Annotated in this window: 14 protein-coding genes and 1 tRNA gene; 7 read left to right on the forward strand and 8 right to left on the reverse strand. The window is 63.9% G+C overall.

Annotated elements, in window-relative coordinates; translation table 11 throughout:
* Nucleotides 1-5 precede the first annotated feature (5 nt).
* Nucleotides 6-3053, reverse strand: a complete 3048-nt coding sequence (locus ASC80_RS00510) for a PAS domain-containing sensor histidine kinase (RefSeq protein WP_056291827.1) — start codon at nucleotides 3051-3053, stop codon at nucleotides 6-8.
* A 124-nt stretch (nucleotides 3054-3177) separates the two neighbouring features.
* Between ASC80_RS00510 and ASC80_RS23420 the strand changes: the two genes are divergently transcribed.
* The 4 genes from ASC80_RS23420 (at nucleotide 3178) to ASC80_RS00525 (ending at nucleotide 4660) form a co-directional block, all read left to right on the forward strand.
* Complete coding sequence (locus ASC80_RS23420; protein ID WP_156464200.1) at nucleotides 3178-3393, forward strand: hypothetical protein; 216 nt, start codon at nucleotides 3178-3180, stop codon at nucleotides 3391-3393.
* Nucleotides 3386-3763, forward strand: a complete 378-nt coding sequence (locus tag ASC80_RS00515; RefSeq protein WP_056291828.1) for a phasin family protein — start codon at nucleotides 3386-3388, stop codon at nucleotides 3761-3763. Before ASC80_RS23420 ends, ASC80_RS00515 begins: the two co-directional genes overlap by 8 nt.
* Before the next feature lie 219 nt (nucleotides 3764-3982).
* On the forward strand, nucleotides 3983-4408 hold the full coding sequence (locus ASC80_RS00520) for a phasin (protein WP_056291832.1): 426 nt from the start codon (nucleotides 3983-3985) through the stop codon (nucleotides 4406-4408).
* A gap of 175 nt (nucleotides 4409-4583) precedes the next feature.
* Nucleotides 4584-4660: transfer RNA gene (locus ASC80_RS00525), tRNA-His, on the forward strand.
* 43 nt (nucleotides 4661-4703) lie between these two features.
* Here the strand turns inward: ASC80_RS00525 and ASC80_RS00530 are convergent.
* Both ASC80_RS00530 and ASC80_RS00535 read right to left on the reverse strand, forming a co-directional pair.
* Nucleotides 4704-7109 (reverse strand): bifunctional diguanylate cyclase/phosphodiesterase, encoded by a 2406-nt coding sequence (locus ASC80_RS00530; RefSeq protein ID WP_056295379.1) that lies wholly within the window; start codon nucleotides 7107-7109, stop codon nucleotides 4704-4706.
* 267 nt (nucleotides 7110-7376) lie between these two features.
* Nucleotides 7377-7652: a metal-sensitive transcriptional regulator gene (locus ASC80_RS00535; RefSeq protein WP_056291833.1), complete on the reverse strand. Its 276-nt coding sequence runs from the start codon at nucleotides 7650-7652 to the stop codon at nucleotides 7377-7379.
* Nucleotides 7653-7706: 54 nt separating this feature from the next.
* Here ASC80_RS00535 and ASC80_RS00540 point away from each other — a divergent pair, with 54 nt between their 5' ends.
* Complete coding sequence (locus tag ASC80_RS00540) at nucleotides 7707-10067, forward strand: heavy metal translocating P-type ATPase (protein ID WP_056291834.1); 2361 nt, start codon at nucleotides 7707-7709, stop codon at nucleotides 10065-10067.
* A gap of 293 nt (nucleotides 10068-10360) precedes the next feature.
* Here the strand turns inward: ASC80_RS00540 and ASC80_RS00545 are convergent, their stop codons facing one another.
* Together ASC80_RS00545 and trxB are read right to left on the reverse strand one after the other, a co-directional pair.
* A complete protein-coding gene (locus ASC80_RS00545; protein WP_056291835.1) occupies nucleotides 10361-11284 on the reverse strand; it encodes a LysR family transcriptional regulator in 924 nt (307 codons plus the stop codon).
* Between the two features lie 2 nt (nucleotides 11285-11286).
* Entirely contained in the window at nucleotides 11287-12252 is a 966-nt protein-coding gene (gene trxB, locus ASC80_RS00550) for a thioredoxin-disulfide reductase (protein ID WP_056291836.1), read from the reverse strand.
* A gap of 266 nt (nucleotides 12253-12518) precedes the next feature.
* On the opposite strand from trxB, the gene ASC80_RS00555 reads away from it, so the two are divergent.
* Complete coding sequence (locus tag ASC80_RS00555; protein ID WP_056291837.1) at nucleotides 12519-13001, forward strand: Lrp/AsnC family transcriptional regulator; 483 nt, start codon at nucleotides 12519-12521, stop codon at nucleotides 12999-13001.
* Nucleotides 13002-13144: 143 nt separating this feature from the next.
* The gene (locus tag ASC80_RS00560; RefSeq protein WP_056291838.1) at nucleotides 13145-13900 is read left to right on the forward strand and encodes a sulfite exporter TauE/SafE family protein; all 756 of its coding nucleotides are present in this window, start codon (nucleotides 13145-13147) and stop codon (nucleotides 13898-13900) included.
* A 4-nt stretch (nucleotides 13901-13904) separates the two neighbouring features.
* Here the strand turns inward: ASC80_RS00560 and ASC80_RS00565 are convergent, their stop codons facing one another.
* The 3 genes from ASC80_RS00565 to greA all read right to left on the reverse strand — a co-directional run bounded on the left by ASC80_RS00565 (nucleotide 13905) and on the right by greA (nucleotide 15437).
* Nucleotides 13905-14312, reverse strand: a complete 408-nt coding sequence (locus ASC80_RS00565; protein WP_056291840.1) for a DoxX family protein — start codon at nucleotides 14310-14312, stop codon at nucleotides 13905-13907.
* A 166-nt stretch (nucleotides 14313-14478) separates the two neighbouring features.
* Nucleotides 14479-14781, reverse strand: coding sequence for a hypothetical protein (locus ASC80_RS00570; RefSeq protein ID WP_244487154.1), 303 nt, complete (start codon nucleotides 14779-14781; stop codon nucleotides 14479-14481).
* 179 nt (nucleotides 14782-14960) lie between these two features.
* Nucleotides 14961-15437 carry a transcription elongation factor GreA gene (gene greA, locus ASC80_RS00575; protein ID WP_056291842.1) on the reverse strand — a complete coding sequence of 159 codons (477 nt, stop codon included), beginning with the start codon at nucleotides 15435-15437 and terminating at the stop codon, nucleotides 14961-14963.
* Nucleotides 15438-15495: the final 58 nt, after the last annotated feature.

Consider the following 15495-nt stretch of genomic DNA (forward strand, 5'->3'; position numbering starts at 1 on the left):
GCCGATCATGCGATCGCTGCCGCGCGCGAGAACACGATCTCGATCAGCGTGCCCGAGTTCGGCGCGCTCTTGATGTGGAATTGGGCGCGATTGGCTTCGACCAGCGCCTTGGTCAGCGACAGGTTCGATCCTGAATTGTCGTCGATCAGGTCGGCCGCCGCCGGGGTGCGGAACGGCGCCATCGCCGCCGCGATCTCGTTGTCGTTCATGCCATGGCCGGTGTCGCGCACCCGCAGCACCACGTCGCCGTGATCGGTGACGGCGGTGGAGACGATCACCTGTCCGCCGGCATTGGCGAGATGGATCGAATTGCCGATAAGGTTGAGCGCGATCTGGCGCAGCGCGCGGGCATCGGCGTTGATGCTGGGCAGTGCGTGCGCCAGCGAGGTGCGAATGATGATGCGCTCGCGGTTGGCGTGGGCCTGCATCGCGGCAACACACTGCTCAAGCATGCCGTTGAGATCCTGGCTCGCGAACGAAAGGTCGAGCTTGCCGGATTCGATCCGCGACAGGTTGAGCAGGTCGTCGATGATCGCGATCACGCGCTCGCCGGATGCGCGAATGTCTTTCATGTAGTCGACATAGCGTTCGTTGCCGAGCGTGCCGAAACGCTCCTCGATCATCACCTCGGCGAAGCCGATGATGGCGTTGAGCGGAGTGCGGACCTCGTGGCTTATCCGCGCCAGCACGTCGGCCTTGGCGGTCGCGATGCGTTCGCGCGATCGCCGGGTTTGCAGAACGTCGCTTTCGTTCGGCCGTAGCGGAGCCCGATCGCGGAAGATCGCGAAGTAGCGCGCGCCGTCAGCGCGCGTCCGCCCTATCGTCACCGAGAGGGGAATGGCGCCACCGTCGCGGGCATGGGCCAGCACGTCGCGGCCATGATCGAGCAGGCTCGCAACGCTGGCATCCCGGACAGCGTGCAGATAGTCGAGAATGGCGGGCTGGCTTTCCGGCGCGAACAGATCGGCGAGAGGACGCCTGTTGATCTCGCTGTCGCTGAGGCCGAACAGCGCTTCGGCGCTGCGGTTGCAGGAATGGATTTTTCCTTCGCCGTCGAAAATCAGGATGCCTTCGGCGGCGGTGTCGAGGATTGCCGACAGTTCGTCGGCACCGACCTGATCTGCGGGCGGGTCTTGCATCAGGGCGGCAGCTTCGACGTCCGGCGGCGTGTCGGGCTGTGGCGCGGCCGGGGCTTCGTCGGTGTTGATCTCCATTGCCGCATCGAGGTCGTCGGCGGCGATATCCGGCGCGGCGGGCGCCGCGTTGGTGTTGTCGCCCTCGAGGCGCGCCGACAATTGCCGCGCGATCTCGGCGAAGGCGTTGTTTTCGACCGGCGTCAGGGTGGGCGATTTCGCGTCGCCCGCGGGGCGGAACGGCACGACATTGATCGGTGGTTCCACGGCGCGGTCCGGCTCGTCTGGTGGTGATGTGGGTTCGGTCACGGTGTCAGTTTCCCGTTCCGGTTGGACCGTCGCATGGTTGTCCGCCGCTGTCTCGTGGGCCGGGGCCGGCCCTGTGGATTGCTGTGTACCGTACAAAAGATCGTCACGCCGCTGCGCGGCGAGCTGCGCCAGGCCGTCGACATCGCGGCAGACGCCGAATCCGCGATAGCCCCGGAACTGCTGGTTGCGATCGTTGATCGGCAGGCCGGACAGTTCGACCGGCAATCGCGCGCCCGTTCCGTCGACCGGCCAATCGAGCGTGATGCCACTCCAGGTATCGCGGGTCGCGATGGCCGCCGCCACCTTGCCTTCGGGATCGAGGCCCAGCACATCGTTGATCTCGCTCCACAGCCGTCCGAACGCCGCTGCGGTGTGGATGCCGATCAGGCGGGTGAATTCGTCGGAGCCGAACGAGAAGCGGCCATGCTCGTCCATCTGCCACATGAAGCGCAGCGGATGGCGTCGCGGCGACAGCGGCGGCTCGTTGGCGAGAAGATGTTCGGGGGATTGATGCGCGTCGGGGGCGGGCTCCGGCGCGTCAGGCGTTACAGAGGGCTCGATCGCGGTGGGCGCCGCCGGAATGTCATCCGCAGGCGTTTCCGCTGCGGCGGAATCTGATGGCGACTCGACGTCTGCATCCGCGCTGTCGTCCGTCTGCCCGGCGTGCACCGGCTGCGCCACGTCCGTTGAGAACTGCGCAACGACTGGAACGTCATCGCCGATACCCTCGACATCGGCGGCGCTGATGTCCGGCAACGCATCGCCCTCCGGTGCGTCGGCGAGCAGCGCGATGGTCTGGTCCGGTTCGGGCGGATCGAGTGTCGCGGCGGGCAGGTCGTCGGGTGGCGCGCTTGCTTCGGCAGGCGCCCTCGCCGCCACGACCGGCGCGATCTCCGGCGGCAGTTCGGGCTGCTCGACCAGCGTCTCCGGCGCGGGCTCGATCACCAGCGGCGGTACAACGATCACCGGCGAAATCAGTGCGACGATGCCGGTATCGGCGCCGATGCCGACGCGATGCAGGGCGATCCGTCCGAGGTCGCTGCGCATGTCGGCGCGGCCTTCGGTCATCACCTCGCGGCGGACGCTGTCGGTGACAAGATCGGCGGTCGCGTTGAAAACATTCGGCAGGGCTTTTGAGCTGTCGCTCGCGCCGGCGAATGCACCATCGCCGGAAAATGCCACGGCTGGAGTCTCGAACGCCTCGACCAGACGCGTGAGGCGTTCCGCCAGCGGCATCGTCCGTCCGGCGAATTCGGTGGCCACGACCAAAACGGCCGCGTCTCCGTCAAAGGTAAGCCGGGCACAAGCGCAAGTGACGAGGCGGCCAAGCGTCGCGCCGAATCCGCTCAGGCGCTCCAGCCGTGTCGCGCCCGAGGGCGACAGCCGTCCGGCCAGCCGCATCACCTGACGGCGGTGCGGATCGGCCGGCCCGACCGGTTTCGCGGCAAGGACGCTGGTATTGGGCGCGCCGAACAGGCGGGCCGCGACGGGATTGGCCCACAGGATGCGCGCGCCGTCCGTCGACCACAGCCATGCCGGCAGGGCGCTCGCCGCATGAACCGCCAGTCGCGGGTCGCGGATCGCCAGCAGTTGAAAGTCGAGGTCGGTCATGCCGTTTTACTTCCCGCGCTGTCGCTTTCATTGGCACCGGATACCGGCGGCCATAAGGGGCGACAGCCTTAACAAATGATTATTATGGGGCGGCTGCCAGCGGGTCCACGGGGTTACGCCAGCCATGCCGCTGAAACCCCAGATAACCTTAATTCGGCGCGGTGCTGTGAACCTTAACGCGCGCTGCGGCGTTGGCCGTGTTGCAAAAGAAATTCAAAAGGTCACGATAGGCATCATGGGAACTGTCATCGCGACAGGCCATGCTGACGCAGGCAGGGCGGATTCGGCGGAATGCCGCGGCGACCTCACCGGACATCAACAGGAGTGCTCAAATGGCTGAAGGCAACGACCGCTTCGAAATCCCCAAGGAAATGCGCTCCATGGCTGAGGCCAGCTTCGACCAGGCCCGCAAGGCATTTGAGAGCTTCATCGGCAGCGCCCAGCAGACCGCGAGTTCGTTCGGCGGTACCGGCGAGGCGGCCCGCGCCAGTGCACGGGACATCAGTACCAAGGCGATTTCGTTCGCCGAGAAGAATGTGCAGGCCTCGCTGGCCTACGCCCAGCAGCTGATCCACGCCAAGGACCTGACCGAGGTAATGCGTCTCCACACCGAATATGTGCAGGCTCAGATGCGGGCCCTGGCCGAGCAGGCCAGCGAAATGGGGCAGGCCGTCACCAAGGCGGCGCTGGATTCGACCAAGCTGAAATAGCCCGGGTTGGCCGCCAGCCGCCCTTGGTGGTCATCTGGAAAAGTTCCAACGGTATCTGCGTATTAGCCATGCGCTATTGGGCCGCAGATTATGTTGCGTCGCACAAGTCCGGACCTATAATCCGGTCTTCCGTGCGGTACCCGAGGTGCCGTGATCGATTCCGGGCGGTGATCCGCCGGCCCGGATCAGCCCATCTGAACCCTTCAGAGGAAGCCAATCATGAGCACCGATCCGTTTTCCACCGTCGTCCCGCTCCAGGTTCCCGAGCAGGTTCGGGCATTCGCGGAGCAGGGCGTGACGCAGGCGCGCGACGGCTACCAGAAACTCAAATTTGCCGCTGAAGCCAACAATGAGGCCATCGAGGCCGCCTGTTCCTCCGCCACCAGGGGCGCGGCCGATCTGACCGCCAAGCTGGTCGAGATCGCCCGGGTCAACACCACCTCGGCGTTCGATTTCGCGCAGTCCCTGTTCGGCGTGACGTCGCTGCCGGAGGCTTTCGAGCTGGTGAACAGCCACGCCCGCAAGCAATTCGAGGTCCTGACGGCGCAATCGACCGACCTCGCCGAATTCGGCCAGAAGGTCGCGGCCGAAGCGGTCGAGCCGATCAAGGCCAGCGCGTCGAAGATGTTCACGACCGTCGCCTGACGGCGGTTCGCAGATACTGAAATCCGGGCCGGGTGGCCCGGATTTTTTATTGGCCGGATATCCGAAATGACGGTGGAAGCACCGGGCTGAAACCGGCTTAGCGGTCTTGCCAAAGCGCGGCGTTGCACCTAGTTTCCCGCGAATTCGGGCAGCCCCTCAGCGGGCGCCAGAACATGCAGTTGTAGCTCAGTTGGTTAGAGCGCCGGATTGTGGATCCGGAGGTCGGTGGTTCGAGCCCACCCAACTGTACCACCCTTGATCGCCTTTGATCACTCGTGGCCAAAACCGGCTGTCCTCACGCGATTTTCATCTCGATCACGGTGTCATCGACATCGAGCGCCGACCAGTCGCCGTCATGGGTCAGGTCGCGGAATTTCTCGATCGCCGCCGGACGCCCGATCAGATAGCCCTGAATCTCGTCGCAGTCCTGCTCGCGCAGGAACTGCATTTCGCCGGGTGTCTCGACGCCCTCGGCGAGCACCGGAAGACCGAGTCCGCGTCCGAGGCCGAGCACCGTGCGTACGATCGCCGCTGCCTGCTCGTTGCTGTCCACCGACTTGATGAACGAGCCGTCGATCTTGATCTTGTCGAACGGGAAGGCGCGCAGGTTGGACAGCGACGAATAGCCGGTGCCGAAATCATCCATCGCGATACGGACGCCGAGCGCCTTGATCTGGCGCAGGGTCGCAAGGGCGCGATTGAGATCGCGCACCAGTGCGGTTTCGGTGATCTCGAGTTCGAGGCGGCTCGGCGGAAGGCCGGTCTCGAGCAGAATACCGTGAACCGTCTGCGCGAAACTGGCATCGTAGATCTGCAGCGTCGAGACGTTGACCGCGATGGTCAGCGGCTGCGGCCACGTTGCGGCTTCCTGGCAAGCGGTTCGCAGCACCCACTCGCCGATGTTGAGGATCGCGCCGGCTTCCTCGGCGATCGGAATGAAGATCGTCGGCGAGATGTCGCCGCGGGTGGCGTGCTTCCAGCGCAGCAGGGCCTCGAACCCGCTGACGTCGCCGGTCTTGAGATCCTTCTGGGGCTGATAGACCAGCCGCATTTCGCCGCGCGCGATCGCGTGGCGCAGATCGTGCTCGATCAGCCGCCGCTCGCGGACCGCCGCGCCCATTTTGGCTTCGAACACGCGATAGGTGTTCCGTCCGTCGGTCTTGGCGCGGTAGAGCGCGGTGTCGGCATGGGTCAGGAGGGTTTCGCGGTCGTCGGCGTCATCGGGATACATCGCGATGCCGACGCTGCATGAGATGCTGTCGGTTTCCGGCGTGTCGCCCTGGACGCGCAGCGCGCCGAGAACGCGATCGGCGAAGCGCCGCGCCGCGTTCACGTCCGGCACGCCGGGCAACAGGATGGCGAATTCGTCGCCGCCGAGACGCGCCATGATCTGGCCCTCGTCAAGCAGGGCGCTGATCCGGGTCGCAACCGTCTGCAGCACCTTGTCGCCTGCGGCATGGCCGAACAGGTCGTTGATTTCCTTGAAGCGGTCGAGGTCGAGACAGAGCACGGCGAGCTTGCTGTTACCGGCAAGTGCCTCGATCTCGCGGGCAATCGCGGAGTTGAAACGATTGCGGTTCGGCAGCGACGTCAGTGCGTCGTGGTGCGCAAGATAGCGGATGTGCTGCTCGCTCTTCCTGCGCGCGCGCAGGTCGCGAACGGCGATCACGTGATGCGGCTGGCCGGCATAGTCGATCGGCCGCCGGATCATTTCGACCGGGATCGTCGATCCGTCGCGATGATGCAGGGCAAGTTCGATCGGCTGGTTCGACGATGTCAGCAGCCTGGTGCGTGACGCGTTGTCCGGAAGGCAGCTTTCCAGCGCGGCGCCGGTCAGTTCAGCGGGCTGCGCGCCGGCCAGATGTGCGAAGCTGTCATTGACCGTAACGACCGTATCGCCATTGCAAACCACGAGCCCTTCGATCGCGGCGTTGGCGAGGCCGTGCATCCGGTCGGTTTCGAGCTCGGTGCGCCGCTTCTCGCGAATGTCGAGCGCAATCGCCGTGAGTGCGAGCAGGATAATGGCAAGGCTGACCACGCCGACCACGATCGCGAGCAGGGTGGTCGGCAGCGCCGCCAGCGACACGTGTATGGTGGAATCGGGGATGATCGACACCGCCGCCATTGCCGTGAAGTGATGGCTGCAGATCGCCAGTGTCAGCAGGACGGCGCCGATGGCTTTCCATTTTTCCGTTTCGCCGTGAAGGCCGGCCGGCAGAGCGGCGGCGCCGACCACCGCGCCGACAATGATTGAAGCTGCGACCAGCGTCGGATCCCACAGGATCACGCCGGCGATCTCGAAAGCGGCCATGCCGATGTAGTGCATGGCGGCGATGCCGCCGGCGACGACGGCGCCGCCGATCCACGGTCCGGCACGCCAGCCGGGGATCATCGAGATTGCAAACCCGGCGGCGGTGAGCAGGATCGCGGCGATCAGCGACAGGAACGTCAGCCCGATATTGTAGCCCGAGGGAATTCCCGGCGAAAAAGCCAGCATTGCGATGAAGTGCGTCGCCCAGATGCCGAATCCGATCGCAACGGCGGCGACCACGAGCCAGATGTGGCGCATCTGCCCCCGCGCGGCGCGCGCGTGGCGCAACAGCCGGATGGCGGCGAATGATGACAGCGAGCAAACGATCGCGGCGAGGGCGACCAGCTTCAGATCATGAGCGGTCGCGATGCAATTATAAATTTTCAGCATGGCATTCTGCACGGGCGGGAATACGCTATTACCCGGCAATCTACCCGAACGAGGTGTAAGGGCATTTAAAAACCCGGCCCGGCATGCGAGCAGTGCCTGTTAAGGCTACGAAATCGTTGCTTCGCGGAATTCAGCAAACATCGGGGGTTTGGCGTGCATCGTTCGACATTGCGTGCATTTACGCGTCAGGCGCGTAACCCGCCATCAACCATTTCGCGAACGTCCCGCGTTACAATCGAGCGATCGATCATTTGCGCGGCGGAAGATTCACCTGTCGGCGCGGCTGACGACGTCCATCAGTTCGGCGATCTTGCGGCGCTGGTCGGCCTTGTCCCCTGACGAGATCGCGTGCTCGACGCAGTGCGCGACGTGATCGCGCAGGATTTCTTCCTCGACCCGGCGCAAGGCGGCACGGGCCGCCGCGATCTGGGTGACCACGTCGATGCAATAGCGGTCGGCTTCAATCATGTCGGCGAGGCCGCGCACCTGGCCTTCGATCCGCTTCAGCCGTTTCCGGCACGATGTCTTGATCTCGTCTCGCATGATTGATATATACCCCCCTAGGGTATCAATGGCAAGAGCATCGGTGAAACGAAAATGAGTTGCTGTCAGACGGGTGACGATCACGAAAAGCATCAGCACCATCATCATGGCGCTGCCGCGCCGGATGACGGGCGGGTGACCGATCCGGTGTGCGGTATGAGGGTCGATCCGCAGACCGCCAAGGGCGGTCACTTCACCTACAAGGACAACGACTATTCGTTCTGCTCGCAGCGTTGCCACGACCGCTTCGAAGCCGAGCCGGAAAAATTTCTCGCACCGAAACAGCCGGAGCCGGAAGCCGCGCCGGGCACCATCTACACCTGTCCGATGCATCCGGAGGTGCGGCAGGAGGGGCCGGGCAGTTGTCCCAAATGCGGAATGGCGCTCGAGCCGGAAACGGTGTCGCTCGACGACAAGCCCGATCCCGAACTGATCGACATGACGCGCCGGTTCTGGATCGGTCTAGCGCTGGCGCTGCCGATATTCGTCATCGAAATGACGCCGCATGTGTTCGGCATCCATCTGCTGTCGCCGACGGTGTCGAACTGGCTTTCGCTGGTGCTGGCGACGCCGGCGGTGCTGTGGGCCGGTGCGCCGTTCTTTGAGCGCGGCTGGCGCTCGGTGGTGACGCGCAATCTCAACATGTTCACCCTGATCGCGATGGGGACCGGGGTCGCTTACGTCTATAGCGTGGTGGCGACGGTCGCGCCGGATCTGTTCCCGGATGCGTTTCGCGACATGCACGGCGCGGTGGCAGTGTATTTCGAATCCGCTGCGGTCATCACGGTACTTGTGTTGCTCGGGCAAGTGCTCGAACTGCGGGCGCGCGCCCGCACCTCTGGCGCAATCCGCTCGCTGCTCGGCCTGGCGCCGAAGACGGCGCGGCGGATCGGCAAGGATGGCGACGAGGACGTCGCGATCGAGGCGATTGCGGTCGGTAACTTGCTGCGGGTGCGGCCGGGCGAGAGCGTTCCGGTCGATGGCGTCGTCACCGAGGGGAAATCGTCGGTCGATGAATCGATGGTGACCGGTGAATCGATGCCGGTGTCCAAGGCGAAGGATGCCCGCGTCATCGGCGGCACGCTGAACCAGAGCGGCGCGCTGATCATTCGTGCCGACAAGGTCGGCCGCGATACCATGCTGGCGCGCATCGTCGATCTGGTGGCCAAGGCGCAACGCTCACGTGCGCCGGTGCAGCGGCTGGCCGATCAGGTCGCGGGCTGGTTCGTGCCGGCGGTGATCGCCGCCGCCGTGCTGGCGTTTGCCGCCTGGGCGACGTTCGGCCCCGAACCGCGCTTCACCTTCGCCATGGTCGCGGCGGTGACAGTGCTGATCATTGCCTGTCCGTGTGCGCTCGGTCTTGCGACGCCGATGTCGATCATGGTCGGCGTCGGCCGTGGCGCGCGCTCCGGCATCCTGATCCGCGACGCCGAGGCGCTGGAGCGAATGGAGCGCATCGACACACTGGTGATCGACAAGACCGGGACGCTAACCGAAGGCAAGCCGAAGGTCGTCGCGGTCATTCCGGCGAAAGGCTTCGAGGAAAAAGAAGTGTTGCGTCTGGCTGCCAGTGTCGAGCGCGCCAGCGAGCATCCGCTGGCGTTCGCCATCGTCAATGCCGCGAAGGCGCGCGATCTCGCGTCTGCCGATGCCGCCGATTTCGACTCGCCCTCGGGCAAGGGCGCGGTCGCAACTGTTGAGGGTCGCGCCGTGGCACTTGGCAATGCCAAGCTGATGGCCGACCTGAAGGTGGATACGCGCGAACTGGATGCCATCGCGGACCAGCAGCGGGCGCAGGGCGCGACCGCGATCTATGTCGTGGTCGATCGCACGCCGGCAGGCGTGATCGCGATTGCCGATCCGGTGAAGCCCAGTGCCCGGGCCGCGCTCGACGCCTTGCGCACCTCCGGTTTGCGCATCGTGATGCTGACGGGCGACAATGCGACCACCGCGCAGGCGGTGGCGAAGACGCTGGGCATCGCTGACGTGAAGGCCGACGTGCTGCCCGAACACAAGAACGAGGTCGTCCAGCAGTTGCAGAAGGAAGGCCGCCGCGTCGCGATGGCCGGTGACGGCGTCAATGATGCGCCGGCGCTTGCTGCGGCCGATGTCGGCATCGCCATGGGCGGCGGCACCGACGCCGCGATCGAAAGCGCGGGCATTACATTGTTGCGCGGCGACCTGATGGGGCTGGTGCAGGCCCGCGATCTGTCGGTCGCGACCATGCGCAACATCCGTCAGAACCTCGTTTTCGCATTTGTGTATAACGCGGCGGGCATCCCGCTTGCCGCCGGTGTGCTCTATCCGGTCTTTGGATGGCTGTTGTCGCCGATGGTGGGGGCCGCGGCGATGGCGCTGTCGTCGGTCAGCGTGATCGGCAACGCATTGCGCCTGTCGCGGATCAAGCTGCGGTAGTCGTCACCAGAAACTCCGAAATCCGAACGAAAAAAAGCCGGGCTCAAAGAGCCCGGCTTGTTAGTCTGTGGCCTGGTGAGGCCGACACAATCACCTTCCAAGAGGGATAACTGAGCGCCCGTAGTCGCTGGAGGAGGGGGACAATGCGCAACCGCGAACTCTCAGTGTACAAACAGTATGGGCCCCGTTCTCGGTGTGCAGCAACCACACCTTTGTCATGTCTGACATGCGGGAAGCGAAGGCTGACCAGACATGCAGCAGCGGAGGACTGATTGTGGCTTTTTAAAGCAAGCCTATGATGGCCAGCGTTGCGCCTTGCTCACGATGAAGTCGCGAAACACCTGCACGCGGGCGACCGTCTTCAACTCTTCCGGATAAACAAAATAAGTATCGAGTTGAATCGAATCGGATTCGCCGAAGAGTTGTACGAGCCGGTTGTTTTCCTCGATCAGGTAATCCGGCAGCGCCGCGATGCCGAGACCCTGCCGGCACGCCTGTACGAGGCCGAGGATATTGTTGACCTTGAAGAACGGCTCGCGCGGGCCGGAGCCGTTGCGTCCGGCTTCGATCAGCCACATCCGGTTCTGCAGGTGCGGCGGCACATTGGCGTCGCTCAGCACGATCAGCCGGTGGCCGTCGAGTTCTTCGAGCGTGCGCGGCGTACCGAAGCGCTTGACGTATTCCGGCGAGCAGTAGGCGTGAAAGCCCATCGAAAACAGCTTGCGCTGGATCAGGTCCGGCTGCGTCGGCTTGCGCGTGCGGATCGCGACATCCGCCTCGCGCATCGACAGGTCGAGCTCCTCGTCGGTGACCACCAGCGAGATGCGGATCTCGGGATAGAGCGAGGTGAATTCGCCGAGCCGCGGGATCAGCCAGTTGATGCCGACGCCCGGCGTGGTGGTGACCTTGAGATCGCCGCTCGGCCGCTCGCGGCTATCGGTGAGCTTGGCGCGCGCCGCCTGAAGCTGCATGAACACGTCATGCGCGGTGCGGAACAGCAGGTCGCCCTGCTCGGTGAGGATCAGGCCCCGGGCATGGCGATGAAACAGCGAGACCGAAAGCTCCTGCTCCAGCGCGCTGACCTGGCGCGAGACTGCCGATTGCGACAGTCCGAGCTGCTCGCCGGCATGCGTGAAGCTTCCGGCTTCCGCTGCCGCGTGAAACACCTTGAGCTTGTCCCAGTCCATGTCGCTCAATCCATCGCGTGTTCGAGCCATATTTACTCCGCTGCCGCGCGTTCGTTGGCGCTGGCGGCGAGGAAGCGTTCGGCTTCCAGTGCGGCCATGCAGCCAAGGCCGGCGGCGGTGACCGCCTGGCGATAGGTTTCATCGGCGACGTCGCCGGCGGCGAACACGCCGGGCACCGAGGTCGCGGTGGAGTGCGACGCCACCTGCACGTAGCCCGATGGCTTCAGCGTCAGCTGCCCGGCAACGAGTTCGGTCGCCGGCGCATGACCGATCGCGACGAACACACCGTCGGTGGCGTGCTCGCTCACCGCGCCGGTCTTGAGATTCTTCAGCCGCGCATGGGTGACCTTGAGCGGATTGTCCTCGCCGCGAATCTCGTCGATCTCGCTGTCCCAGATCACCTTGATCTTGGGATGCTTGAACAGGCGGTCCTGCAGGATGCGTTCCGCGCGCAGGCTGTCGCGCCGATGCACCAGAGTGACCTGCGAGGCGAAGTTGGTCAGGAACAGCGCTTCCTCGACGGCGGTATTGCCGCCGCCGACCACGATGACGTTCTTGTTGCGATAGAAGAAGCCGTCGCAGGTGGCGCAGGCCGAGACGCCGAAGCCCTTGAATTTTTCTTCCGTCGGAAGGCCGAGCCAGCGCGCCTGGGCGCCGGTGGCGAGGATCACGGTTTCAGCGAGATAGGTGTCGCCGGAATCGCAGGTCAGACGAAACGGACGCTGGCCGAGTTCGAGCTTGTTGACGTGGTCGGTGACGATCTTGGTGCCGACATCGGTCGCCTGCTTTTCCATCTGCTCCATCAGCCAGGGACCCTGGATGACGTCGGCAAAGCCGGGATAATTTTCCACATCCGTGGTGATGGTGAGCTGGCCACCGGGCTGGATGCCCTGAATCAGGACGGGTTCCAGCATCGCCCGCGCAGCATAGATGGCGGCGGTGTAACCGGCTGGGCCGGACCCGATGATGACGACTTTGGCATGGATAGGCGCGGCCATAACTTGACCCTTGGCTTCTATGACGTGGAGTGATCAGCGAAAAGGCGGAAAGTGCCCGCAAAGGCATCGCTGGAGCATCTAATCTGACCCCATTAACTTTAGGTCATCTGTGGAGCTATGCAAGATATGCAACCCATATCTCGAGATTTTCCCCAGCAGGCGTAAAAAGAGAACACTCGCGCAATAAAATTGCGCAATCGCTCGCCGGTGGCTACAACCGTGTCGAAATTTCTCGCCACCATCGTGAGTGTAGGATTCGAGCGGCCGTGTTGAAGAACCTCGATGAAATCGACCTGAAAATTCTGAGTGAAATCCAGGCTGACGGCCGAATCACCAATGTCGAACTGGCGAAACGGGTCGGCATTTCGCCGCCGCCCTGCCTGCGCCGCGTCCGGACCCTGGAGGAGGGCGGCTACATCCAGGGCTACCGCGGGTTGCTCGATCCGGGACTGCTCGGATTCGACGTCACGGTGTTTGCCTCCGTTCACCTGTCGAGCCAGGCCGACGCCGACCTGCGCGCCTTCGAGGACTTCGTGCGCAAGGAGCCGCTGGTGCGCGAATGCTGGATGCTGTCGGGAGAAGTGGACTTCATCCTCAAATGCGTCGCGCCCGACATGGCGACGTTCCAGGATTTCGTCTCCGATCTCACGGCCGCGCCCCATGTCCGCAACGTCCGCACCTCGCTGGTGCTGCACAATTCCAAATACGAGCCGGCGGTGCCGCTCGAACTGAAATCGCCGCGCGGCTGAGCCCGGCCGGTCCCGGATACCTCACGCGCTATCGCATGAGGGCGCTGCGCTGACGCGCTTTCCCTCGCGGCTGGCGATGTTCTAGAACCGCCGGGCCGGGCGCTTCCCTCGCGCCCTTTTGCTTTTCCGCGTGAAGGATTGTCGTGACCCTGCTTGATATCATCGTGCTCGCGGTGGCGGGATTCGCCGCCGGCACGATCAACGCCATTGCCGGTGGCGGGACGTTCATTTCATTCGCGGCACTGGTGTTCACCGGGCTGAATACCCTCGAGGCCAATGCCACGAGCGCCGTGGCGCTGACGCCTGCGAACCTCGCCAGCGTCGCCGCCTATCGCTCGGAAGTCCGCACCCATTTCCGCGAGATGATTCCGTTCATGGTCATCGGCCTGTTCGGCGGCGGCATCGGCGCGCTGCTGCTGATCTGGCTCGGCGATGGCGGTTTCCGTCCACTGGTGCCGTGGCTGCTGCTGGTCGCGACGCTGCTGTTTGCGTTCAGCACGAACATCCGGCGCTTCACCGAACCATGGTCCAAGGGCGATCGTCCCGGCGCGCGCATCGCCGCCTATGTGTTGATGAGCGTGGTTGCGATCTATGGCGGCTTCTTCGGCGCCGGCATCGGCATCATGATGCTGGCCGCGCTCTCGATCATCGAAGGCGGCGATTATCACAAGGCGAATTCGGTCAAGATCCTGGTCGCGTTCCTGATCCAGGTGGTGTCAGCCGCGCTGCTGATCGCCGGTGGGCTGGTGCACTGGCCGCACGCGGTCATCACCATGCTGGCGTCGGCGGCAGGCGGTTATCTCGGTGTCGGCGTTGCGCGACGGGTGCCGGAAAAAGCAATCCGCGCCACGGTGGTAACCGTTGGCGCGGTGCTGACTGTTATCTTCTTCCTGAAGTAGGCGATCAGGTCTTGTTGCGCATCGACGCGTCGAGGCTCCACGGGCCCGGTCCGGCGCTCGCCAGATAAAGACAGGCGAAGCAAAACAGGATCGCAGCGGTGCCCCCATTGTTGAGCGGATGCCAGACCGGCGCTCCGGTCTTGAACATGTGGCCGATGAAATAGGCGAACGCCATTTCGCCGGACAGAACGAACGCACTGAGGCGGCTGAACAAGCCGATCATCAGGAGACCGCCGAGGATCAACTCGATCGTGCCGGCGGTGAAGGTCAGCGGTGGAATGTTTGCGAAGTAAGGCAGCACCGGAATTTTGAACAGCTTCGCGACGCCGTACTGGAACAGCAACAAGCCGGTGATGAAGCGGAAAACGCTGAGAATCCGCGGACGCCAGGCCGCAAGAAAGTTCTCGTTCATTGGATAGACCCCCCTTTGATTGGTAGCAGCGAGCTTCATAACGTGCCGGTTGCGCGACGGAAAGCAAGCGATCCGCAGGATCAGATGACGTTTTCGCGAGGCGACTGGATCAATTCCGAACAAGGAATGTTGCGTCCATGCGGCGTCTTGGCGCAGCGCAAGGATGCTACTTGCCCGGCGCGGCCTGCGGAATGTCGTCGCCGAGGCAGCGGTTCTCGCGCGGCTGGCAGGCGATGCCGATGTTCGAGCACATAGGCATCGCGCCCGGCGTCTCGCGGGTGCATGTGATGCATTCGTCGGTCCAGCGGCTGCAGTTCGGCAGGTCGGTGCGAACCGGAGCATTCTCCGACGGTGCGTGCGGCGGCGTGAGGTCGAGATCGGCTGCTGCCGATGTCCGCGGCATGGCGAGAACGATGGCCGCGGCAAGTGCAGCGCTTCGTGCCGTTCTTGTGATGCGCTTTCGTGCCATTGCCTGATTGTACCGGGTTTGTGCGGGCATGTGAGAGCGCGTATTTGAATTTTCTGCCTGTCATGCCCGGGCTTGTCCCGGGCATCCCGATCAGGGACGAACAGTGCCGGCACATCACAAACGAAAACGACCGGGAATACCCGGCCGTTGTCGTCGAATGAATCGTCAGGTCGTACGACTTACTTCCAGTCGACCTTGGTGATCTCGTAGGCCTTGGCGCCGCCGGGGGCGACGACCTCGACGGAGGCGCCTTTCTTCTTGCCGATCAGCGCGCGCGCAAGCGGCGAGGTGATCGAGATGCGGCCTTTCTTGGCGTCGGCTTCCGGCTCGCCGACGATCTGCCACACCGCCTTCTTCTCGGTGTCCTCGTCGATCAGCGTGACCGTGGCGCCGAACTTGATGGTGTCGCCGGAGAGCTTCGACACATCGATGATGTCGGCGCGCGCGAGCTTGTCCTCGATCTCGGCGATGCGGCCCTCGTTGTGCGACTGTGCTTCCTTGGCTGCGTGATATTCCGCATTTTCGGACAGGTCGCCATGCGAGCGCGCCTCTGCGATCGCCTCGATGATTCGAGGGCGCTCCACAGACTGGCGCTGCTTCAATTCGTCTTCCAGGGCGGTGTGTCCAGCCTGGGTCATGGGCACCTTGTCGACCATTCTTTCTCGTCCTTTAAAATCTCATCGTGCGCCGTCAGACTTGCGAACACACGAAATA

It is taken from the genome of Afipia sp. Root123D2 (assembly GCF_001425835.1).
Classification (GTDB): domain Bacteria; phylum Pseudomonadota; class Alphaproteobacteria; order Rhizobiales; family Xanthobacteraceae; genus Afipia.

Excerpts from the sequence above, each read along its gene's own strand:
- ASC80_RS00530 (WP_056295379.1), bottom strand. The coding sequence starts at position 7,109 with ATGCTGAAAATTTATAATTGCATCGCGACCGCTCATGATCTGAAGCTG.
- ASC80_RS00565 (WP_056291840.1), bottom strand. The coding sequence starts at position 14,312 with ATGAACGAGAACTTTCTTGCGGCCTGGCGTCCGCGGATTCTCAGCGTT.
- greA (WP_056291842.1), bottom strand. The coding sequence starts at position 15,437 with ATGGTCGACAAGGTGCCCATGACCCAGGCTGGACACACCGCCCTGGAA.
- ASC80_RS00520 (WP_056291832.1), top strand. The coding sequence starts at position 3,983 with ATGAGCACCGATCCGTTTTCCACCGTCGTCCCGCTCCAGGTTCCCGAG.
- trxB (WP_056291836.1), bottom strand. The coding sequence starts at position 12,252 with ATGGCCGCGCCTATCCATGCCAAAGTCGTCATCATCGGGTCCGGCCCA.
- ASC80_RS00540 (WP_056291834.1), top strand. The coding sequence starts at position 7,707 with ATGAGTTGCTGTCAGACGGGTGACGATCACGAAAAGCATCAGCACCAT.
- ASC80_RS00535 (WP_056291833.1), bottom strand. The coding sequence starts at position 7,652 with ATGCGAGACGAGATCAAGACATCGTGCCGGAAACGGCTGAAGCGGATC.
- ASC80_RS00515 (WP_056291828.1), top strand. The coding sequence starts at position 3,386 with ATGGCTGAAGGCAACGACCGCTTCGAAATCCCCAAGGAAATGCGCTCC.
- ASC80_RS23420 (WP_156464200.1), top strand. The coding sequence starts at position 3,178 with ATGCCGCTGAAACCCCAGATAACCTTAATTCGGCGCGGTGCTGTGAAC.
- ASC80_RS00545 (WP_056291835.1), bottom strand. The coding sequence starts at position 11,284 with ATGGCTCGAACACGCGATGGATTGAGCGACATGGACTGGGACAAGCTC.
- ASC80_RS00570 (WP_244487154.1), bottom strand. The coding sequence starts at position 14,781 with ATGGCACGAAAGCGCATCACAAGAACGGCACGAAGCGCTGCACTTGCC.
- ASC80_RS00510 (WP_056291827.1), bottom strand. The coding sequence starts at position 3,053 with ATGACCGACCTCGACTTTCAACTGCTGGCGATCCGCGACCCGCGACTG.